The 19,916-nt window shown below is 71.0% G+C and carries 22 protein-coding genes; 7 read left to right on the top strand and 15 right to left on the bottom strand.

Going from position 1 to position 19,916, the window contains the following annotated elements:
- Positions 1 to 127 precede the first annotated feature (127 nt).
- The gene (locus tag ACFVXJ_RS19670) at positions 128 to 313 is read left to right on the top strand and encodes a DUF6104 family protein (RefSeq protein ID WP_361309586.1); all 186 of its coding nucleotides are present in this window, start codon (positions 128 to 130) and stop codon (positions 311 to 313) included.
- Positions 314 to 346: 33 nt separating this feature from the next.
- Here ACFVXJ_RS19670 and ACFVXJ_RS19675 read toward each other — a convergent pair whose 3' ends face one another.
- From ACFVXJ_RS19675 to sodN, 4 genes are all read right to left on the bottom strand, one after another.
- A complete protein-coding gene (locus ACFVXJ_RS19675) occupies positions 347 to 535 on the bottom strand; it encodes a hypothetical protein (RefSeq protein WP_389663174.1) in 189 nt (62 codons plus the stop codon).
- A 137-nt stretch (positions 536 to 672) separates the two neighbouring features.
- Positions 673 to 1,182: a hypothetical protein gene (locus tag ACFVXJ_RS19680; RefSeq protein ID WP_389663176.1), complete on the bottom strand. Its 510-nt coding sequence runs from the start codon at positions 1,180 to 1,182 to the stop codon at positions 673 to 675.
- Between the two features lie 87 nt (positions 1,183 to 1,269).
- Positions 1,270 to 2,502: a helix-turn-helix domain-containing protein gene (locus ACFVXJ_RS19685; protein ID WP_389663177.1), complete on the bottom strand. Its 1,233-nt coding sequence runs from the start codon at positions 2,500 to 2,502 to the stop codon at positions 1,270 to 1,272.
- 235 nt (positions 2,503 to 2,737) lie between these two features.
- A complete protein-coding gene (sodN, locus tag ACFVXJ_RS19690; RefSeq protein WP_136215065.1) occupies positions 2,738 to 3,133 on the bottom strand; it encodes a superoxide dismutase, Ni in 396 nt (131 codons plus the stop codon).
- Between the two features lie 171 nt (positions 3,134 to 3,304).
- Here sodN and sodX point away from each other — a divergent pair, with 171 nt between their 5' ends.
- The gene (gene sodX, locus ACFVXJ_RS19695) at positions 3,305 to 3,724 is read left to right on the top strand and encodes a nickel-type superoxide dismutase maturation protease (protein WP_389663179.1); all 420 of its coding nucleotides are present in this window, start codon (positions 3,305 to 3,307) and stop codon (positions 3,722 to 3,724) included.
- On the opposite strand, the gene ACFVXJ_RS19700 is transcribed toward sodX, so the two are convergent.
- The 4 genes from ACFVXJ_RS19700 to ACFVXJ_RS19715 all read right to left on the bottom strand — a co-directional run bounded on the left by ACFVXJ_RS19700 (position 3,628) and on the right by ACFVXJ_RS19715 (position 7,206).
- A complete protein-coding gene (locus ACFVXJ_RS19700) occupies positions 3,628 to 4,257 on the bottom strand; it encodes a CGNR zinc finger domain-containing protein (protein WP_389663181.1) in 630 nt (209 codons plus the stop codon). The genes sodX and ACFVXJ_RS19700 overlap by 97 nt on opposite strands.
- 241 nt (positions 4,258 to 4,498) lie before the next feature.
- Positions 4,499 to 5,266, bottom strand: a complete 768-nt coding sequence (locus tag ACFVXJ_RS19705) for an amino acid ABC transporter ATP-binding protein (RefSeq protein WP_136215062.1) — start codon at positions 5,264 to 5,266, stop codon at positions 4,499 to 4,501.
- Positions 5,263 to 6,213: an amino acid ABC transporter permease gene (locus tag ACFVXJ_RS19710; protein WP_389663183.1), complete on the bottom strand. Its 951-nt coding sequence runs from the start codon at positions 6,211 to 6,213 to the stop codon at positions 5,263 to 5,265. The genes ACFVXJ_RS19705 and ACFVXJ_RS19710 overlap by 4 nt, the downstream gene beginning before the upstream one ends.
- Positions 6,214 to 6,249: 36 nt before the next feature.
- Complete coding sequence (locus ACFVXJ_RS19715; RefSeq protein WP_389663185.1) at positions 6,250 to 7,206, bottom strand: ABC transporter substrate-binding protein; 957 nt, start codon at positions 7,204 to 7,206, stop codon at positions 6,250 to 6,252.
- Between the two features lie 525 nt (positions 7,207 to 7,731).
- Here ACFVXJ_RS19715 and ACFVXJ_RS19720 point away from each other — a divergent pair.
- Entirely contained in the window at positions 7,732 to 8,934 is a 1,203-nt protein-coding gene (locus ACFVXJ_RS19720) for an NADP-dependent malic enzyme (protein WP_389663187.1), read from the top strand.
- 516 nt (positions 8,935 to 9,450) lie between these two features.
- The gene (locus tag ACFVXJ_RS19725) at positions 9,451 to 10,413 is read left to right on the top strand and encodes a zinc-binding dehydrogenase (RefSeq protein WP_389663189.1); all 963 of its coding nucleotides are present in this window, start codon (positions 9,451 to 9,453) and stop codon (positions 10,411 to 10,413) included.
- An 89-nt stretch (positions 10,414 to 10,502) separates the two neighbouring features.
- Here ACFVXJ_RS19725 and ACFVXJ_RS19730 read toward each other — a convergent pair whose 3' ends face one another.
- From ACFVXJ_RS19730 to ACFVXJ_RS19740, 3 genes are all read right to left on the bottom strand, one after another.
- Positions 10,503 to 11,432: a helix-turn-helix transcriptional regulator gene (locus tag ACFVXJ_RS19730; RefSeq protein ID WP_389663191.1), complete on the bottom strand. Its 930-nt coding sequence runs from the start codon at positions 11,430 to 11,432 to the stop codon at positions 10,503 to 10,505.
- Between the two features lies 1 nt (position 11,433).
- Positions 11,434 to 12,366, bottom strand: coding sequence for a DUF4097 domain-containing protein (locus tag ACFVXJ_RS19735; RefSeq protein WP_389663193.1), 933 nt, complete (start codon positions 12,364 to 12,366; stop codon positions 11,434 to 11,436).
- A gap of 191 nt (positions 12,367 to 12,557) precedes the next feature.
- Positions 12,558 to 13,490, bottom strand: a complete 933-nt coding sequence (locus ACFVXJ_RS19740) for a LysR family transcriptional regulator (RefSeq protein ID WP_389663195.1) — start codon at positions 13,488 to 13,490, stop codon at positions 12,558 to 12,560.
- 207 nt (positions 13,491 to 13,697) lie between these two features.
- On the opposite strand from ACFVXJ_RS19740, the gene snpA reads away from it, so the two are divergent.
- Positions 13,698 to 14,372, top strand: a complete 675-nt coding sequence (snpA, locus tag ACFVXJ_RS19745; RefSeq protein ID WP_389663197.1) for a snapalysin — start codon at positions 13,698 to 13,700, stop codon at positions 14,370 to 14,372.
- A 96-nt stretch (positions 14,373 to 14,468) separates the two neighbouring features.
- On the opposite strand, the gene ACFVXJ_RS19750 is transcribed toward snpA, so the two are convergent.
- The 4 genes from ACFVXJ_RS19750 to ACFVXJ_RS19765 form a co-directional block, all read right to left on the bottom strand.
- The gene (locus ACFVXJ_RS19750) at positions 14,469 to 14,681 is read right to left on the bottom strand and encodes a hypothetical protein (protein ID WP_389663199.1); all 213 of its coding nucleotides are present in this window, start codon (positions 14,679 to 14,681) and stop codon (positions 14,469 to 14,471) included.
- A gap of 46 nt (positions 14,682 to 14,727) precedes the next feature.
- Positions 14,728 to 15,330 (bottom strand): GNAT family N-acetyltransferase, encoded by a 603-nt coding sequence (locus tag ACFVXJ_RS19755; RefSeq protein WP_389663201.1) that lies wholly within the window; start codon positions 15,328 to 15,330, stop codon positions 14,728 to 14,730.
- A 117-nt stretch (positions 15,331 to 15,447) separates the two neighbouring features.
- Positions 15,448 to 16,533, bottom strand: a complete 1,086-nt coding sequence (locus ACFVXJ_RS19760; RefSeq protein ID WP_389663202.1) for a family 2 encapsulin nanocompartment cargo protein polyprenyl transferase — start codon at positions 16,531 to 16,533, stop codon at positions 15,448 to 15,450.
- A gap of 32 nt (positions 16,534 to 16,565) precedes the next feature.
- Positions 16,566 to 17,978: a family 2B encapsulin nanocompartment shell protein gene (locus tag ACFVXJ_RS19765; protein WP_389663204.1), complete on the bottom strand. Its 1,413-nt coding sequence runs from the start codon at positions 17,976 to 17,978 to the stop codon at positions 16,566 to 16,568.
- 271 nt (positions 17,979 to 18,249) lie between these two features.
- Here ACFVXJ_RS19765 and ACFVXJ_RS19770 point away from each other — a divergent pair, with 271 nt between their 5' ends.
- Entirely contained in the window at positions 18,250 to 18,840 is a 591-nt protein-coding gene (locus tag ACFVXJ_RS19770; RefSeq protein ID WP_389663206.1) for an N-acetylmuramoyl-L-alanine amidase, read from the top strand.
- 119 nt (positions 18,841 to 18,959) lie between these two features.
- On the top strand, positions 18,960 to 19,907 hold the full coding sequence (locus ACFVXJ_RS19775; protein ID WP_389663208.1) for a 1-aminocyclopropane-1-carboxylate deaminase/D-cysteine desulfhydrase: 948 nt from the start codon (positions 18,960 to 18,962) through the stop codon (positions 19,905 to 19,907).
- Positions 19,908 to 19,916 lie beyond the last annotated feature (9 nt).

Below are 19,916 nucleotides of genomic sequence, written 5' to 3' on the forward strand. Positions count from 1 at the left end.
CCTCAGGTCGAGACGGTCCAGGCTAGTGCCCGGGACGGGGAGGACGGGAGGTGTCCGTGGGACGCGGATTATCCTGGCGGGAAACACCCCATGACGTCACCACGTCACCACGCACACGGAGCCGGACTTGTACTTCACCGATCGCGGCATCGAGGAGCTGGAGAAGCGGCGCGGCGAGGAGGAGGTCACCTTCGAGTGGCTCGCCGAGCAGCTCCGCACCTTCGTCGACCTGAACCCGGACTTCGAGGTCCCGGTGGAACGCCTGGCGACCTGGCTGGCGCGCCTCGACGACGCCGAGGACGACGACGAGTAAGAGACGGCCCGGCGGGCCCCTGCCGAGACGCGGTCAGAGGGTGTCGACGATGCCGCCGAGGGCGACGCACGCGGCGATGAGCAGCGGCGCCGCCTCACGTACCCGAACGGCGAGGAGCGCCTCCGCGTCCGGGTGACCGTCGAAGAAGTCGCTGCGGAGCCAGCACAGCTCGGGGTCGTGGTGGACGGCCCACGCGTAGGAGCAGCGCCGACAGTCGGCCATGGGGCCGCCGTACCTGACGGCGATGGGCGCCGGCAGGCCACAGCCACAGCGCACGTGTGTCTGTGAGCACGCACCGCCGGGGTGGTGGTCGGACTCCGCGACCGCCGGGGTCGACGACTCGTCCCCGTGGGAGGGCGTCACTGCGTCTCCTGAGCGCTGACGACAGCCGCTTCGGCTTCTGCGAGCCGGGCGGCTCCGACGCGTACGAGCAGCGCCAACGACGACGGATCGCAGTAGCCCGGCATCGGCCCGATGGCCGCCCAGTAAACCGGGTGCGTAGGGTCGTACGCGAAGAGGTCCGGGGCCGGAATCCCGACGTGCGTGCCACGTCCGAGGCACTCGACGCCCGGGGCACAGGAGCGCCACCCGTGGACCGTTCCGGGCGGGACGAGCGGGTAGTAGTTCCGCCCACGGCCGTCGTGGATGACGGGCCCGTCGAGGCGTTCCCCGAGAGCGAAGTCGGTGTGGCTGTGGCCGAGCCCGACCGTCTCGACCGCCGCTTGTACGAGCGGTTCCGGGAGCCGGATGACGTCGAACCGGCTCCCGATGGGAAGGAGAGCGACGCCCTGCTTCCGCCACGCGGCATGAACCCTTTCGGGCCGCCCGTCGCTCCCGGCCAACCACTCCGTCATCGTGCGCATGGTCAAGGCGCCCTCCTTACCCTCGTCAGCGGATGGTGAGACGACGGTAGGGGCGCCGGCAGTCGAGAACCGCACAGATCGTGCGGTTGCCTTTCAGGTAGTCAGCAGGCCAAGACGAGCCGAGAGTTCGGAGGCGCGCCGCCGTCGCTGTGGGCCCTTGGCCTCCAGCTCTTCAAGGATGATGCGGCGCGCGTGGCCGTTGTACTGGACGGTTTCGGGGGCCGTCTCGTTGGCCTGCGCCAGCGTCGCCAGGGCAACGTCGGGTTGGCCGTCCAGGTGGTAGGCGCGTGCCTGCTCGATTCGGTGCCGGGCCCGGCGTGGCCGCGACGGAATGGCCTCTGCCTCCGCACGAGCCGCCTGCCGTGTGGACTCCCGGCCTGCGTGCAGCTCCACCGCGACGGTGACCGCGTGAGCGCCCATGACCGCCTGGCAGAACGAGGTGACCGGGTGGAAGTACGAGCCGGGCAGCGTCTCGGCCAGGCGGCGTGCTTCGTCCCAGTACCGCCACGCCGTGCCGGTCTCGCCGCGTCGGGCAGCCGTGAGACCGGCTTCGACCGTAAGCGCGCCTGCCACGGCACGCACGTCGGCGTCGGCGTCCGGGAGGAGCGGCTCCAGGTATCGGAGAGTTTCCAGGGTGACGGCGTCCGCCGCGTCCAGGTGGGTGCTTTCACGGTGGGCCTGCGTGGTCAACCAAGCGGCGAGGCCGATCGTGTGCGGGTCTTCGGAGTCCTGCGCGGCCACCATGCCGCGCTCGGCTACCCGCCAGACGAGCGGCGCGTCCGGCTGGTAGGCGCAGAAGAACTGTGCCAGGAAGTAGACCTCCGCCAGGCGGGCCTGTGCGGCCTTGCGGTCCGCGACCGTCCCGGACTGCCGTACGGCTGCCTGGGCGTCATAGATCAGGTCGGGGAGGAGCGCTCCGATCACGTCTCGGTGGCGGGGCGCGGCGTGCCGGGCCGACCACGCTCGGGCCAGGCGGGCGGTGAGATGCGCGGGACTCGGCGCTTCCCGGCCGGCGCCGAGCTGGAGTGTGTTGAGGGCTTCACGGACGGCGGCGAACCGGGGGTGGCCCGGGCCGGCGAACAGGTTGGCGCGCTTGGACTGGTCCCCCGTGAGGTCGGCCAGCTCCCGGATGCGGAGCACCTCGGCGAAGCGAAGGATCACATCCAGCTTCGGCGTCTTCAATCGGCCGGATTCAAGGGCTCTGACCCATGAGCCGGAACGCCCGACGAGGCCGCCAAGCTGGTCCTGGGTGAGGCCGCGCCTGGTACGGAGGATCTGGAGTCTTTGACCGAACACCAGCGGGTCCGGGGTAGCGTCCGTAGACATAGCAGCCTTGCCCCTCTCCTTGCAGCTCGTCACTGACAGGGTAGGGGGGGGCCGGTTCTGTGTGATCGAGAACGCTCGAAATCGTTTTTTCACACGGTGTAGACGCACGGTTCGAGTTCGTCTTCCGCGCTTTCCGAACGGCTCGGGAGAAACCAACGGCCCGGCCGCGTGAAGCGGTCGGGCCGTTGTCATCTGCGCTCTGACCAGCAACGCAGCAAGATCCCTCGGGCGCGGATCAGGCGGCCTTGGTCTCCCAGAAGATGCGGTCGATCTCGGCGATGAGTTCGAGGGCCTTCTGGCCGGTCGCCGGGTCGTTCGACGCCTTGGCGGCCGAGAGGGCCTTCAGGGTGTCGTTGACCAGCGTGTGCAGCTGCGGGTACTTCTCGAAGTGCGGCGGCTTGAAGTAGTCGCTCCACAGCACCGAGACGTGGTGCTTGGCCAGCTCGGCGCGCTGCTCCTTGATGGTGATGGCGCGCGCGCGGAAGTCGGCGTCGTCGTTGGCCTGGTACTTCTCCTGAACGGCCTTGACGGACTCGGCCTCGATGCGGGCCTGGGCCGGGTCGTACACGCCGCACGGCAGGTCACAGTGGGCGGAGACCTTCGCCTTGGGGGCGAAGAGGCGGGAAAGCATGGAGTTTGTCCTCCTCGTGATCGTCTTCTCAAGGGCGAGATTACTCGCTTGGAAAGCGGAATTCGCGGGCGGCCCCATGGGCTTCGGACAAAAGTCCAGCCTCGTGCCGGCGGCGGTGAGCGAACGTACGGGGCCGTGCGGCAGCATGCGGGAGGGACGAGGAGGTCGTACATGGTGGAGAAGAAGCGCCCGGAGACCCGGTTCGGGCTGGCCGACGTGTCGGGGCCGTCGATGGTCCCGACCCTGCTGCACGGGGACCGGCTGCTGGTCCGCTACGGGGCGGTCGTGCGCCCGGGGGCCGTGGTGGTGCTGCGCCATCCCTTCCAGCAGGACCTGCTGGTGGTGAAGCGGGCGGTGGAGCGGCGGCCGGGCGGCTGGTGGGTGCTGGGCGACAACCCGTACAACACGACCGGCGACAGCACCGACTACGGGACGGTGCCCGAGGAACTGGTGCTGGCGACGGCCGTGCTGCGACTGCGGCCGCTGCCCTGGGGTCAGCGTTCGCTGAGGGCGTGGCTGTCCTGGGGGGCTTCGGCCCTGCGGCCGCTGCGGGCCGACTCCTCGGCCTCGAGCCGCTTGCGGGCCCGGTAGGCCGCCACGTTCGCCCGGGTGGCGCAGCGGTCGGAGCAGTAGCGCCGGGACCGGTTGGTGGAGGTGTCGAGGTAGGCGTTGCGGCAGGGCGGCGCCTGGCACAGGCCGAGGCGGTCGGGGCCGTGCTCGGTGAGGTGGAAGGCCAGCCCGAACGAGGCGAGCGCCGCGTATCCGGCGGAAGCGTTCGAGGGGTGGTCGGCGAGGTGGATGTGCCAGTGGGGGCGGCCGTCCTCGCCGATCGAGTCGTGGCCGGTCACCTGCGGGCTGACCGGGAACTCCATGAGCAGGGAGTTCAGCAGGTCGACGGCGAGCACGTGGTCGCCGCCGTCGGCTGCCTCGAAGACGGCGCGCAGTCGGCCGCGCACGTTGCGGAAGCGCGTCACGTCGGCGTCGGTGACCCGGCGTGCGGCCTGCACCCCGGCGCCGAAGAGGGCGCGCACGGCGTCGACGGAGGTGAGGGAGTCCTTGTTGCGGGCCGGCTCCTCGGTGTTGACCAGGCGCACGGCGTAGTCCGAGTACTGGGCCAGTTCCACTTGTAGTCCTTACGGCTGCGGATGATATCCCTGTAACGCCTGCGGCAGCTACAAGGGTATTACGGCTGGAGGGGCTCGTGAGCGCGGCGAGGGGCACCGGCCGGCTCGGTCTCGCGTGCGGTACGGGAAGTATTACGGACCGCGACCGCCCACGGTTCCCGAGTCGCCGCCCGGCAACGCGAAAGGGGCGGTACGGGAATCCGTACCGCCCCTTTCACGGGCGAGTCAGCCGCCGCAGCGGCTACAGCACCTTGGACAGGAACGCCTTCGTCCGGTCGTGCTGCGGGTTGCCCAGGACCTCGCGCGGGTGGCCGGACTCGACCACCACACCGCCGTCCATGAAGACGAGGTTGTCGCCGACCTCGCGGGCGAAGCCCATCTCGTGGGTCACCACGATCATGGTCATGCCCGATTCGGCCAGGTCCCGCATGACGTCCAGAACGTCGCCGACGAGCTCCGGGTCGAGCGCCGAGGTGGGCTCGTCGAAGAGCATCAGCTTGGGCTCCATCGCCAGCGCGCGGGCGATCGCCACCCGCTGCTGCTGGCCGCCGGAGAGCTGCGAGGGGTAGTTCCCGCCCTTGTCGCCGAGGCCGACGCGGTCGAGCAGCTTGACGGCGCGCTCGCGCGCCACCGCCTTGCTCTCGCCCTTGACCTGGACGGGGGCCTCCATGACGTTCTCGATGGCCGTCATGTGCGGGAACAGGTTGAAGCGCTGGAAGACCATGCCGATCTCGCGGCGCTGCGCCGCGACCTCGCTGTCCTTCAGCTCGTAGAGCTTGTCGCCCTTCTGGCGGTAGCCCACCAGCTGCCCGTCCACCGAGAGCCGCCCGGAGTTGATGCGCTCCAGGTGGTTGATGCAGCGCAGGAAGGTCGACTTGCCGGAGCCGGACGGGCCGACCAGGCAGAAGACCTCGCGCGGGGCGACTTCGAGGTCGATGCCCCGGAGGATGTGGGCGGCGCCGTACGACTTGTGGACGCCTTCTGCCTTGACCATCGGCTGGGCGGTCATCGCGCGACCTCCGTACGGCGGAACATGTTGAGGTTGGCACGCAGGCGCTGGAAGGGCGTCGGCGGCAGGCTCCGCGTGGAACCTCGGGCGAAGCGGCGCTCCAGGTAGTACTGGCCGACGCTGAACACGCTGGTCAGGGCCAGGTACCAGATGGATGCCACGAACAGCATCTCCATGATGGCACCGGCGGTGTTGCCGATGTTCGACGAGGCCCGTAGGAGTTCCGTGTATTGCACGGCCGAGACCAGTGAGGAGGTTTTCAGCATGTTGATGAACTCGTTGCCGGTCGGCGGGATGATCACCCGCATCGCCTGCGGCAGCACGATCCGGCGCATGGTCTTCGTCTGGGGCATGCCGAGCGCGTGCGAGGCTTCGGTCTGGCCCTCGTCGACGGACTGGATGCCGGCCCGGACGATCTCCGCCATGTAGGCGCCCTCGTTCAGGCCCAGCCCCAGCAGGGCGACCATGAACGGGGTCATGACGGCGACGGTGTAGTTCTTGTAGATCGGTCCGAGGTTGATGTACTCGAAGATCAGCGACAGGTTGAACCACACCAGTAGCTGGACGTACACCGGAGTGCCGCGGAAGAACCAGATGTAGAGCCAGGAGACGGCGCTGGTCACCGGGTTGTTCGAGAGGCGCATCACCGCGAAGACGATGCCGAGCACGAGGCCCAGCGCCATGGCCGCGACGCTGATGAGCACCGTGTTCCACAGGCCGCTCAGAACGGCCGGGTCGAACAGCTTGTCGCCGACCGTCGCCCAGATGACGTTGCCCTGGGAGAAGGCGTAGACGAGCCAGGCCAGGAGCGCGACGACGATGACGCCGCTGATCCAGCGGCCGTAGTGCCGTACGGGAATTGCCTTGATCGCCTCGTACGGGGTTCCCGAGGCGCCGGGTCCGGCCGGCGGGGTTGCGGCCGGACCCTTGTCGATCTTGTCAGTCACAATGACTGCCCTTCAGTGGAGCGTGGAGCGCGGGACTTACTGACCGGCGTTGACCGTCGCGGACTTGACTGCACTGTCCTGCACGTTCCACTTCTCCAGCGCCTTGGCGTAGGAGCCGTCCTTGATGGCGGCGTCCAGTGCCTGCTTGAGGGCGTCGCGCAGCTGCGTGTTGTCCTTGCTGACGCCGATGCCGAAGAGGCCGACGCCGGTCTGCTGGCCGGCGATCTCGAAGTCGTTGCCGCCGCCGGAGGTCTTCACGGTGTACGCGGCGACCGGGTAGTCGTTCAGGTCGGCCACGGCGCCGCCGGCCTTGACGCGGGTCTGCGCCTCGGCGTCGGTGTCGAATGCCTGGATGGTGAGCTTCTTGTCACCGCACTTGTCGGCCTGCTTCTTGAACTCGTCCTCGTAGGTCGTCCCGCGCTGGACGGCGACGGTCTTGCCGCAGAGGTCGTCGAGGCTCTTGATGCCCTCGGGGTTGCCCTTCTTGACCAGGAGCGAGAGGCCGGAGGAGAAGTAGTCGACGAAGTCGATGCCCTTTCCGATCTTCTGGCCCTTGTCGTCCAGACCCTCCTGGCGCTGCTTGTTGTCCGTGATGGAGGACATGATCGCGTCCTCGCGGCCGGTGTAGATCGAGGTGATCAGGCCGTCGAAGGTGCCCGCGGTGAACTGGACCTTCACCCCGAGCTGCTTGGCGAGGGCGTCCGCGATGTCGGGGTCGACACCGACGATCTTGCCGTTCTCGACGAATTCCATCGGGGCGTACGCCGAGTCGGTGCCGATCTTGATGACACCGGCGTCCTGGACCTTCTTCGGCAGGGCCGAGAAGAGCGGGGCGCTGCTGGACTTGGTGCCCGACGAGGCGGTGTCCCCGGAGTTGTTCTTGGTCTGGTCGCCACAGCCGGTGAGGATCATGGCTCCGGCGACCGCGATCGCGCCGACCGCGGCGATCCGGGACCGTGCGGCGGTCGTACGACGGGTGGTGCTTGCGGTCATGAGCTGGTTCCTCCGGCAGTGGGGAAAGAAGCATCCGAGAACGGTCGGGCACGCACCATCGAGTGCAGCGACCTGTGTGATTACGGCATCTTGCCATTCGGACCACGACATTCAGGGTGGCCGTCAGGTCAAAATCGGATAACGGGCCACCCGGGGTTCCCAACAGGACTGCGGCGAGGGGGCCAGGCGGCCGCACTATGCACTGCCGCCAGGTCTTTTGGCCGCAGTTTTTACTGTCGGTCTCGTCTATCGGACAGCAACGTCCGGACTTTTCGCCGAAACCGGGGCAAGAGACCTGCGAACGTGAGGCAATCGACTCGTCCGGGCGCCCGTTTTTCAGGTAGAACAGATCCTTACACCCCTCATCCGGGGCTCAGGGCGCGTGTGCGGCGCGCCCGCGCGTACGAAACCTCCCCTTCGCGGAGGCGGGCCGAACCCGTCGATGCGGAGACGGACGCGGTGCCCGCCCACCCCTTAACCAGGAGTGGCCACCCTCAACGATTTAAGACTTAAGGGGTCAAACAAGTGGCAGCGGAGATCGTCAATCCTCGCAGCGACAGCGTGACGGACAACAACCCCGACGCGGTGTTCGCACTGCACCGGGGCGGCAAGATGGCCGTGCAGGCCACCGTGCCGGTCCGCGACAAGGACGACCTGTCCCTCGCGTACACGCCCGGCGTGGCGAAGGTCTGCAGCGCCATCGCGGAGAATCCGGAACTCGTCAACGAGTACACGTGGAAGTCCAACGTGGTCGCCGTCGTCACCGACGGCACGGCCGTGCTCGGCCTCGGGGACATCGGTCCCGAGGCTTCCCTCCCGGTGATGGAGGGCAAGGCCATTCTGTTCAAGCAGTTCGGTGGAGTGGACGCGGTCCCGATCGCGCTCGCCACCAAAGACACGGACGAGATCATCGAGACGGTCATCCGTCTCGCGCCGTCCTTCGGCGGGGTGAACCTGGAGGACATCTCCGCCCCCCGTTGCTTCGAGATCGAGCGCCGACTCCAGGAAGCCCTGGACATCCCGATCTTCCACGACGACCAGCACGGCACGGCCATCGTGACGCTGGCCGCCCTGCGCAACGCGGCGAAGCTCACCGGCCGCACCCTCGGCGACCTGCGCGCCGTGATCTCGGGCGCCGGCGCGGCGGGCATCGCCATCGCCAAGATCCTGGTGGACGCGGGCATCGGCGACGTGTGCGTGACCGACCGCAAGGGCGTCGTCTCGGCGGACCGCTCGGACCTGACGGACGTCAAGGCCGAGATCGCGGGCCTGACCAACAAGACCGGTCAGTCCGGCCCGCTGGAAGCGGCCCTGGTCGGCGCGGACGTCTTCATCGGCGTCTCCGGCGGCACGGTTCCCGAGGAGGCGGTGGCGACCATGGCGAAGGACTGCTTCGTGTTCGCCATGGCCAACCCGAACCCGGAGGTCCACCCCGACGTCGCGCACAAGTACGCGGCGGTCGTCGCCACCGGCCGGTCGGACTTCCCGAACCAGATCAACAACGTGCTGGCCTTCCCCGGCATCTTCGCGGGCGCCCTCAAGGTGCGTGCGACCCGGATCACCGAAGGCATGAAGATCGCCGCCGCCGACGCCATCGCGGGCGTCGTGGGTGAAGAGCTCGCCGCCGACTACGTGATCCCGTCGCCGTTCGACGAGCGCGTCGCCGAGGCCGTCGCGACCGCGGTCGCCGCCGCCGCGAAGGCGGACGGCGTGGCCCGGCTGGCCTGACCGCCACCGCGGTCCCACGTGTGACGTACGGGCAAGGGCCCGGCCTGATGGATCCCCGGATCCATCAGGCCGGGCCCTTCCGTTTGCCCCACGTACGACGGACGCGGGCCGCGGACGCACCCTCCTGGCCCCCGAACCGGGAGGGGTCGCCGCGCCTGTCGTGGGGTCCGGGCGCGCGGGAAAGCGACGCACCGGCCACACGAAGAGAAACCGCGGCGCAAATGACAGGCTCATGGCGAGCGCGCCGCATGGCCAGAATGTTACCCCCGATCGAGGGCTCCCCCGACATTCCGCTTTGCCGCCGGGGACGGCCAAACCGACTGGTACGGGTGGCAGTTGAGGAGCGAACTAATCCTTCCGCGCAGCCACGACGGATGGCCCGTTACAGACGTCGAAAGACCCCTGTCCGGTTCCCGCACCCGGCGGTGACCCGCTGCGGGGGACTGCGACGAACACCTCACCCGCCGGCTCCCGACAGGGGTGGCCCCGCGCGCTACCGGGCGGTAGCGTCGCGGCATGTTCGCTGCCTATGCCGCCCGAATCGACCGCGACCAGCCGCTGAACGGCCTTGAACTGGGCGAGCGCCCGGCTCCCGGGGCCCGCCCCGGCTGGGTGACCGTCAACGTCAAGGCCGCCTCCCTCAACCACCACGACCTGTGGTCGCTGCGCGGGGTGGGTCTCGGCGAGGACAAGCTCCCGATGATCCTCGGCTGTGACGCCGCCGGGACCGACCAGGACGGCAACGAGGTCGTCCTGCACTCCGTGATCGGCCAGAGCGGCCACGGGGTCGGCCCGGACGAGCCCCGGTCGATCCTGACCGAGCGCTATCAGGGAACCTTCGCCGAGCAGGTGACCGTCCCCGCCTGGAATGTGCTGCGCAAGCCCGCCGAGCTGTCCTTCGAGGAGGCCGCCTGCCTGCCGACGGCCTGGCTGACGGCCTACCGGATGCTGTTCACCAACGCGGGGGTGCGACCGGGGGACTCCGTGCTCGTCCAGGGCGCGGGCGGCGGCGTCGCCACCGCCGCGATCGTCCTCGGCAAGGCGGCCGGCCTGCGGGTCTTCGCCACGAGCCGGGACGAGGCCAAGCGCAAGCGCGCGGTCGAGCTGGGCGCGGTGGAGGCGTACGAGCCGGGCGCGCGGCTCCCGCAGCGGGTGGACGCCGTCATCGAGACGGTGGGCGCGGCCACGTGGTCGCACTCGGTGAAGTCCCTGCGCCCCGGCGGCACCCTGGTCATCTCGGGCGCGACGAGCGGCGACCGGCCGGCGCACGCCGAACTGACCCGGATCTTCTTCCTGGAGCTGAAGGTGGTCGGCTCCACGATGGGCTCGAAGGACGAGTTGGAGGACCTCCTGGCGTTCTGCGCGACCACCGGCGTCCGCCCCGTCATCGACGAGGTCCTCCCCCTGGACCGCGCCCGGGAAGGCTTCGCCAAACTCGCCTCGGGCGACCTCTTCGGCAAGATCGTCCTCACGGTCTGACGACCTCGGCGGGGCCGAGCCCCGGCTCCGGCTCCGGCTCCGGCTCCGGCTCCGGCTCCGAGCGGAGCGAGGGGTCCGCGGCGGCGGGGCTACGGCCGGTCCGGGCGGAGCGCCGTCGTCACCCGGGCCGCCGCCGCGGCCAAATGGGCTCGGGCCTCGGCCAGTTGCGCCGGCGACACCCCGTGGTCCCGGGCCGCGTCCCGGACGTCGTCGCGGAAGCGGTCCAGCAACCGGTCCAGGTCCCGCACCGGGTCGGCCGTCGGCGCCAGGTCCTCGGCCCACCCCGCCCCGGCCGCCGCACCCGCGTGCGTCCCCGCACCGGCACCGGCACCGGCACCGCCGTCCGCACCCGCGGCGCCATGGCCCCCGGCGCCGCCCAGCCACGCCCCGGCCAGGCTCCCCAGCACACCGCCGGACTTGGCGAACTGCTCCTGCAACTGGCTCGCGATGCGCTGCACCTCCTCGCGCGCCCGCTCCTGGGCCTCCTTCGCCTGGCGCCGGGCCTGCTGCGCCTCCTCGCGCGCCCGGCGGCTCTCGTCCTTCGCCCGCCGCGCCTGCTCCTTCCACTCCGCCTTCGCCTTGCGCAGCTCCTCCTTCGCCGCCTTCCAACCCTCGTCGTCGACGTGGGTGGCCGACGCCGAGGCGGCCGCCGCCCGCATCTCGCGCCGCAGGTCCCCGGCGGCGCCCCGGACGTCGTCGCGGATCTCGGCGGCCAGTTCGGAGACCGAGTCGCGGATCTCCAGCTCCAAGTCGGCGAGTTCACCGCCCCGGTCGGCCAGTTCGGCGCGGCCCGTGTCGGTGATGGAGTACACCTTGCGCCCGCCTTCGGTGGCGTGGGTGACGAGTCCCTCCGCCTCCAGCTTGGCCAGCCGCGGGTACACCGTGCCCGCGGAGGGCGCGTACAGCCCCTGGAACCGCTCCTCCAGCAGGCGGATCACCTCGTACCCGTGGCGCGGGGCCTCGTCCAGCAGCTTGAGGAGGTAGAGGCGGAGGCGTCCGTGGGCGAAGACGGGCGGCATGTCAGAGCACCTTCTTGTCGAGCGCGAGCGGGGTGACGGGGGCGCCGTCGGGGCTGTCGGCCGCCGGCCGGCGCAGCAGGGCGATGGCGCCGGAGACCGTGGTGGCGCGCAGCGTCCCGGTGCCGGCGCCGAGCGTTCCGGTGATCCGCTTGGCGGCCCACTGCCCGGTGACCCGCAGGTCCTCGAAGGCGTTGGAGACGCCGCCGGTGGCGGTGTTGGCCTCCACGCGGGCGTCGGCCGGGTGCGGGAGGCGGATCGCGACCTGTCCGGAGACGGAGTTCAGGGAGATGTCGACGGGCCGGGAGTCGGCCGGGTCGAGCACGAGGTCGATGAGCATGTCGCCGCTGACCGAGTCGGCCCGTACGCTGCCGCCCGCGCCGTCGACGACGGTCAGGCCGCCGGAGACGGAGTGGAAGGCGAACTCGCCGTTCACCGACTGGGCCTCGACGCTGCCGGACACGGTGTTGGCCTTCACCTTGCCGGAGAGCCCGACCAGGGTCGTGTCGCCGCTGACGCCATTGACGTCGGTGGCGCCGCTGATGCCGGAGACGAAGGCCGCCGCGCTGACGGTGGCCAGTTGGACGGCGGTGGCGGCGGGCACGGTGAGGGTGACGGTGACGCTGCGCTCCCAGGCCTTGCGGCCGTCGGCGGAGCCGCCGGACCACGCCTTCCAGGGCTTGCCCTCGAACCACTTCTTGAAGCCCTGGGAACCGTTCCAGGGGAGGTCCTCATAGGAGAGGGTGAGGGTTCCGCCCTCCTGTACGACGTGCAGGGGCGGCCCGGTGACCTCGGCCACTTCGAGTCGGGCCGGGCCCTCGTCGGCGGCGACGACGTTCACGGTGCCGCCGACGACGCGGACGCGGAGTTCCGTCACCGGCTGCTCGAAGGTGAGCTTCTGCGGTTCGGCTACGGACCACGTCGTCTGCTCTGCCATGATTCTGATCCTCCTCGGGCGCACGAACGGGCTCGACGCTCAACGCGCAAGCGCAACGCTCGCAACATATCGCGTCTTCTGAGAACACGATATATCGCGGTTCGGCGAAGTCAAGCGGTCGACACGCCGCAGCGGGGGCCCGCGTGGGCCGCAGGAGGCGCCGGACGGGCCCGGCGAGGAAGGATCTCGGTCTACGCCGCCAGCAAAGGGCTCGCGTGGTGATGGAGCCAGGCCCGGTAGGGCGGGGTGCGCAGGGCGGCTTCGCGATAGGCGGCGCGGAGATCCTCGTACACCTCGGCGGGTGCGCCCGGCCGGCTCGCCAGCAGCAGTCGTACGGCGAGCGGGTCGCCCGAGAGCGGCCGGATCGCCATGTCGTCGCGGGGGCCGGAGGTCGGCTGGCAGGGGGCGACGGCCTCGCCGGAGACGATCAGGGAGGTCGCGGTGTGGTAATCGGCGTGCAGCACGGGCGGGTCCACCCCGGCGCCGGCGAAGACCCGCCGCAGGCCGTCCCACTCGCCGTCCACCGACGGGTCCACCGTCCAGCGGTCGGCGGCCAGTTCCCGTAACTCCACCACCGGCCGGCGCGCGGCCGGATGGTCCCGGGACATCGACACGAACTGCGGCTCACGCTCCATCAGCACGCGCACTTCCAGCCCCGGCGGCACCCGCAGCGGACACCCCTCGACCTCGTGCACGAACGCCACGTCCAGTCGCCCCGCCTCCACCATGCGCAGCAGGGCGTTGGCCGACACGTCGACCACCAGCGAGGTCTCCGTCTCGGGCGAGCGCCGGTGCAGTCGGCGCAACCAGCCCGGCAGGGCCCGGCTGGCCGTGGAGCCGATCCGCAGCCGGGGCCCGCGGGCCACCGCGCGGGCGTCGGCGACCAGGGCGGCCATCTCGGCCAGCAGCGGACGCGCCCGACCCAGTACGGTGCGACCGAACGGCGTGGGCCGACAGCCGGTCCGTTCGCGGAGGAACAGCTCTCCCTCCAGGGCCCGTTCGATCCGGCGGAGCTGCGTCGTGAGGGAGGGCTGGCTCACGCCGAGCTGCCGCGCGGCCTTGTGCAGGCTGCCGGCGTCGGCGATGGCGCACAGGGCGCGCAGGTGCCTCACCTCAAGCTCCATGACCAGAGGGTAGGGCGGTCCCTGGCGGCCGCACCAGCCACAGGTATCCCCCCGAATCCCGCCAATTTCCCGGAAGTCGACCTACCGAAAACCCACCGATAGCCCGGTGTTATCGGTGGCTGACATCATCCGCCCGGCACCCGCGCTCCCGCAGACTCCGGTTCGAACCATCCACCCCCCACACCGGATGAGTAGGAGCTCCCCCACATGCGCCACTCCCGTACGGCCGTTCCGGCCGCCACCATCGGTCTCGTCCTGGCCGCCGCCCTGGCGGGCGTCGCCCCCACGGCCTCCGCCGCCCCGGCCCCGTCCGGCAACACCGCGAGCTACACCGCCTACGAGCGCTCGCAGGAGAACCAGGCCGCCAACCGGGCCTTCTTCGAAGCCGTCCAGCGCTCGGTGGCGGAGCAGCGCGCCGCGCACCCGGGCCTCCAGTCCGTCACCGTCACCTACAACACCCGCAACGCGCCCAGCTTCCGTACCGTGATAGCCCGTTCCACGCAGATCTGGAACGGCTCGGTGTCCAACGTGAAGCTCCAGGAGGTGTCCTCGGGCGGGAACTTCTCGTACTACGAGGGCAACGACTCACGGGGTTCGTACGCGAGCACCGACGGCCACGGCCGCGGCTACATCTTCCTGGACTACGCGCAGAACCAGCAGTACGACTCCACCCGGGTCACCGCGCACGAGACCGGCCACGTACTGGGCCTGCCCGACCACTACTCGGGCCCGTGCAGCGAGCTGATGTCGGGCGGTGGGCCGGGCACCTCGTGCACCAACCCCTACCCGAACGGCACCGAGCGCTCCCGTGTGAACCAGCTCTGGGCGAACGGCCTCGCCGCCTCGGGGCCGGCCGCCTCGGGCCTCGGCACCAAGAGCTGACCGGGAGCCGACCCACCGGGCCGATCCGGCACCGGGCTCCCGAAGCGGGGCCCGGCTGCTCCGGCCGCCCGGCCCCGGGCCTTCCGCCGGGCGGGTCTAGCCGGCGCCCCGGTGGGAGGCATACCTCCTGGGGCAGTCCGGGGCGCTGCACGGCCCCGGACCCCACTCCGGTACGAAGATCCCGAGGGACTTGCGCCGCCCGACGATCACCCGCTCGACGGGTCGTCCGCAGACCGGGCACGGCTCCTGCTCGTGCCCGGCCGGCGGGGCGTCCGCCGCTCCCGCGCCCTGTCGCTCATCACCGGCCATACCTCCACGGTAGGCCGGTCCGGCGCATCCGGCGGGGCGGGAGCCCTCAGGACCGGGGCTTGCGCCACATCGGCCACATCGGCGGCCCGTCCGGCAGCCGCACCGCGGTGCCCGTGAACTCCCACCCGAGCCGCTCGTACAGCGCCTTGCTGCGTTCGCTGCTCGCCTCCAGGTAGGCCGGTACGCCCGCGCGGTCGCAGCGCTCCAGCACCGGCCGGATCAGCTCCGTACCGAGGCCCTCCCCCTGCCGCCCGGGTGCCACCGCGATCATCAGCAGGTACTCGTGCTCCTCGGCCGTGGGGTGCACCTCGCCCGTCAGCCGGCCGACCAGCTCGCAGCGCTCGTTGTCCGGGTCGGCCACCGCGCGCATCTTCGCCGGGACCTCGTCCTCCCCCTCCGGCTCCCCGGCCGGTACCCGCAACCACAGCGCCGCCGCCGAGCCGTCGGCCGCGTAGTCGATCCGGCCCTCCGCGAGCGCCACGTCGACGAACACGCCGAGGAACTTCCCGTGCACCGCCGCCCGGTGCGCCGGGTCGGGGAAGACCCAGCTGCTCACCGGGTCGTCGCGGAACGCCTCGTCCAGCAGCCGGGCCACCGCGTCCCGGTCCGACTGATCCGCCCTACGTATCTCCAGCACCACGGAACCCATCCTCGCTCAGGTTTCAACAACCCTGAGTGATCCTAGAGTTGGGCTCCGTACCCGGACAGGCCGGTTCCGGCACCATGCGGTGCCGGAACCGGCCTGTCCCCCGCGGGTCCTACGGGCTCACCGGGTGCGGCGCGTGACGAACTCCGCCAGCGCCAGCAGCCCGCCCGCCGCCCCGAGGTCCGGTACGGCGCGCGACAACTGCTGCACCGCCCGGCCCATCCGGTCCGCCGCGTGGGCCTGCGCCCAGTCCCGGCCGCCGGCCCGGTCCACCGCGTCGGCCGCCCGGCGCACGTCGTCCCCGGTCATGGGCCCGGCGTAGAGCTCGGCGAGCTCCGCACCGGCGGCGGTGCCCGAGGTGAGGGCGGCCACGACCGGGAGGGACTTCTTGCGGGCGATCAGGTCGGCACCGGCGGGTTTCCCGGTGTGCGCGGGGTCCCCCCAGATGCCGATCAGGTCGTCGATCAGCTGGAACGCCAGCCCCGCCTCCCGGCCGAAGGCGTCCATCGCGTCGGCCTCGTCCGGCCCGGCCCCCGCGTACAGGGAGCCCAGCGCGCAGGCGCATCCCAGCAGGGCCCCGGTCTTCGCGGTGGCCATCCGCAGGCACTCGTCGAGGGAGACGTCCGGTCGCTGTTCGAAGGCGCAGTCCGCCTGCTGCCCGGCACACAGCTCGATGACACAGTTCGCCAGCCGGGTGGCGGCCGAGGCCGAGGCCGGATGCGGGTCCTCCGTGAGCTGCTGCAACGCGAGCGCCATCATGGCGTCGCCCGTGATGACCGCGTCCGGTATGCCGAAGACGGTCCAGGCCGTGGCCCGCCCGCGCCGCCTTACGTCCTTGTCGATGACGTCGTCGTGCAGGAGCGTGAAGTTGTGCGCCAGCTCCACGGCGACCGCCGCCCGTACGGCGTCCTCCTCCTTCCCGCGCCCCTCCTTCCCGCGATCCTCCTTCTCCGCACCGCCCGGGCCGCGCAGGGCCCGCGCCGCCGCGAGGACCAGGGCGGGGCGGATGGCCTTGCCCGCGTTGCCCGCCGCCGGGGTGCCGTCCGCGCCCTCCCAGCCGAAGTGGTACATCGCCACGCGGCGCATGGAACCCGGCAGGCCCTCGACGGTCCGCCGCAGTCGCGGGTTGACCGCCTCCCTCGTCCGTTCGAGCAGGGCCGCCGCTTCCTGCCCCTCGCCCGTGCCGACCGCCTCGGTCGTCGCCATCGTGTGCCCCGCCGTGCCCCGAGCCGGCCGGCTCAGCGCCAGCGGCCGATCTCGACGTTCTCCAGGATGCCGAGTGCGTCCGGCACCAGGACCGCGGCGGAGAAGTAGGCGGTCACGAGGTAGGAGATGATCGCCTGCTCGCTGATGCCCATGAAGCGCACCGACATGCTCGGCTCGATCTCGTCCGGGATGCCCGGCTGGTGGAGGCCGATCACGCCGGACTCGTCCTCGCCGGTGCGCATGCACAGGATCGAGGTCGTCCGGGCGTCACTGATCGGGATCTTGTTGCACGGGAAGATCGGTACGCCCCGCCAGGACGGCACGCGGTTGCCGCCGACGTCGATCGACTCGGGGTAGAGGCCGCGCTTGTTGCACTCGCGCCCGAAGGCGGCGATGGCCTTGGGGTGGGCGAGGAAGAGCTTCGAGCCGCGCCGCATGCTGAGGAGCTGGTCCATGTCGTCGGGACTGGGCGCGCCGTCGTGCGGCTGGATGCGCTGGTCGTAGTCGGCGTTGTGGAGCAGGCCGAAGTCGGGGTTGTTGACCATCTCGTGCTCTTGGCGCTCGCGCAGCGCCTCGACCGTGAGCCGCAACTGCTGCTCGGTCTGGTTCATCGGCTGGTTGTAGAGGTCGGCGACGCGCGTGTGGACGCGAAGAACCGTTTGTGCGATGGAGAGTTCGTACTCGCGCGGGCGTGCCTCGTAGTCCACGAAGGTGCCGGGCAGTACCGCTTCGCCCTCGTGGCCGGCGGAGAGCGCGATCTCGGCCTCGCCGTGCTTGTTGGTGCGCTGGGGCGGCAGCGCGCGCTGTCGGTCCACGTGGGCGCGCAGGGAGTCGACCCGGTCGGCGAGGAGCTGGAAGTCCTGCCGGGAGAGGACGAGGGCGGTGCCGGAGGTGACCGCGCGGGCGGTGTACTCCCAGATCGACTCCTCGTCGACGAGGGCGTCCTCGCCGAAGAAGGCGCCGTCGGCGACGGTGCGCAGCACCGCGTCCTCGCCGTAGGGGCCGGGGCCGACCTGTTCGATGCGGCCGTGGGCGAGAAGGAACACCTTGTCGGAGGCGCTGCCGAAGGAGGTCAGCTCCTGGCCGGGCTGGAAGTCGACCTGCTGGCAGCGGGCGGCGAGTTCGGCGAGTACGTCGAGGTCCTCGTAGTCGCGCAGCAGCGGGAGCTCACCGAGTTCGGCCGGGATCACCTGCACCTGGGTGCCGGTCTTGATGAATTCCACGATGCCGTTGCCGACGGAGTAGCTCAGTCGTCGGTTGACGCGGTACGTGCCACCCTGCACCGACACCCATGGGAGCGTCTTCAGCAGCCACCGCGAGCTGATCTCCTGCATCTGCGGCGCGGACTTGGTCGTGGTTGCCAAGTTCCGCGCGGCCGAGGTGCCCAGACTCCGCTGGGGGGTCTGGCCTTGCGCTTCGGACTCGGAACCCGCCTGGACCGACATGTGTTTCCCTTTCGATCACTCCATGGATCTGCGGGTCCAGCTTTCAGCACGGAATGTAATGAGACCATTACACAAAAGGGTGGGACTACTCCGTACGTGACCTGGGCACCCTCATGGGCCGTCCGCGAAAGCCGCGCGCACACGGCCCGGTTGGCTGATTCCGCTCGCTCGCCGTACGAACGCACTAGCCCGGAAGGGTTCCCTCCATTACACCGGTACGTGACGAGACGGGCACGTAAGGTGACCGCCCCGAATCGCAGAGGAGGCGGCCATGTCCGCACCCATGTCCGCGGACCGGTTCATCCAGGCACTGCGACAGGAAGGCCTGACCGTGGTGGAGGTCGGCGCCTGGCGCACCCACAACCGCAACCACAAGGGGCCCTGGGGTCCGGTGCACGGGGTGATGATCCACCACACCGTGACGCACGGCACCGCCTACACCGTCTCGCTCTGCCGCGACGGCGACGAGGACCTGCCGGGCCCCCTCTGCCACGGCGTGATCACCAAGGACGGCCGGGTCCACCTGGTCGGCTACGGCCGGGCCAACCACGCGGGCGCGGGCGACTCCGACGTCCTGGCGGCGGTGATCGCGGAGAGGCGACTCCCGCCCGTCGACGAGGCCGACACCGACGGCAACCGATACTTCTACGGCTTCGAGTGCGAGAACCTCGGCGACGGTGACGACCCCTGGCCGCAGGTGCAGTTGGACGCGATGGTCAAGGCGGCGGCCGCGGTGTGCCGGGTGCACGGCTGGCACGAGCGCTCGGTGCTCGGCCACCTCGAATGGCAGCCCGGGAAGATCGACCCGAAGGGGTTCACGATGGACTGGTTCCGCGACCGGGTCGCCGGCCGCCTGAAATAGCCGCCCCCACGCGGGACGACCCGGAGTGTCCCGCGGACACCCGCGCCGCTCGCGCCCGCCAGGGAGGGCCGGGGGGGCCGACGTGCGGCGGCGATGGACGGGCGGCTCACAATGGAGGCGTGAACCGTTCCGCGAACCTTGACGTGCTGCTGCGGGCGCGACCGCCGTCGCCGGTGCGGGAGGTGCGTGACGACCGGTTCGAGCGGCACGGGGTGCGGTTGGTGCTCAAGCGGGACGATCTCGTGCATCCCGAGCTGCCCGGGAACAAGTGGCGCAAGCTCGCGCCGAATCTGCGGGTCGCCGTGGCGGGCGGGTATCCCGGGCTGGTGACCTTCGGCGGGGCGTACTCGAACCACCTGCGGGCCACCGCCGCGGCCGGGCGGTTGCTCGGGATGGCGACCGTCGGGGTGGTGCGCGGGGACGAGCTGGCCGGGCGGCCGTTGAACGACTCGCTGGCCCGTTGCGCCGCCGACGGGATGCGGTTGCACTTCGTCTCCCGCTCGGAGTACCGCCGCAAGGCCGAACCCGCGGTGCGGGCCGGGCTGCTGGCCGCGGCCGGGGCGGCCGACGCGTACGTGATCCCGGAGGGCGGCAGCAACGCCCTCGCCCTGTCCGGTTGCGCGGAACTCGGCCAGGAGCTGCGCGGCGCGGCCGATGTCGTCGCCGTCGCCTGCGGGACCGGCGGCACCCTGGCCGGTCTGGCGGCGGGGCTCGGGCCGGGTCAGCGGGCCGTGGGCGTCCCGGTGCTGGCCGGCGGCTTCCTCGCGGCGGAGATACGTTCCCTCCAGCGGGCGGCGTTCGACGGCCCGGCGGGCGACTGGACGCTGGCCGAGGGCTTCCACCACGGCGGCTACGCCCGAATCCCGGCCGAGCTGGACGACTTCGCCGCCGGGTTCGAGGCGCGGCACGGCGTCCCGGTCGAGCGGGTCTACGTCGCCAAGCTGCTCTGGGCCCTGACGGAACTCACGGCGGCGGGCACCTTCCCCCGCGGCACGACCCTCGCCGCGGTGATCACCGGCGCCCCCGACCCGTGCCCGGGCCCCGCCCCCGCCGATCCCTCCCGGTAGGCCCGGCCC

Origin of the sequence: Streptomyces sp. NPDC058279, from assembly GCF_042881255.1 — a bacterium.
Taxonomy (GTDB): domain Bacteria; phylum Actinomycetota; class Actinomycetes; order Streptomycetales; family Streptomycetaceae; genus Streptomyces.